1 protein-coding gene is annotated in these 512 nt (G+C 47.5%); it reads right to left on the bottom strand.

Going from position 1 to position 512, the window contains the following annotated elements; genetic code table 11:
• Positions 1 to 512: Ig-like domain-containing protein (locus ENGE1_RS28770; RefSeq protein WP_176579556.1), on the bottom strand; the 512-nt coding region annotated here is incomplete at both ends.

The raw sequence follows: 512 nt of genomic DNA, 5'->3' as shown, positions 1-512 counted from the left end.
CAGAGTCAGAGTCGCTGTCAGAGTCAGAATCACTGTCGGAGTCTGAGTCGCTGTCCGAATCGGAGTCGCTGTCCGAATCCGAGTCACTGTCAGAATCCGAATCACTGTCAGAGTCAGAGTCAGAGTCAGAGTCAGAGTCAGAGTCAGAGTCAGAATCGTAATTTGGATCAATAATTATGGTGTATGAATTGTCCGCGTTATTACTATTCCCAGCGGCATCAGTTGCAGTAACAGTAAAATCATGTACTCCATCGGGAATGGGATGTGTGGGTGTGATAGACCACGATCCATTTATGGCTATTGCTGTACCGATCACTATGCCATTGCTGTATAGCGTGATCGTAGCTCCTGATTCAGCCGTTCCTCTAAATGTCGGCGTTGTATCGTTTGTTTTAGAACCATTGCCAAGAGGAATGTCCGGATCCAGGTCGCTGGAAATAGAGTCAAACGTAATATTCGGTCCAACCGTATCAACGATAAAACCCGGCAAGGTTACCGGATCGCTGGCGTTG

The organism is Pluralibacter gergoviae ATCC 33028 = NBRC 105706 (assembly GCF_001598855.1).
In the GTDB taxonomy this organism is placed as follows: Bacteria; Pseudomonadota; Gammaproteobacteria; order Enterobacterales; family Enterobacteriaceae; genus Pluralibacter; species Pluralibacter gergoviae.
The sequence above is the reverse complement of the archived record's forward strand: the minus strand, read 5'-3'. Positions and strand labels throughout refer to the sequence as shown.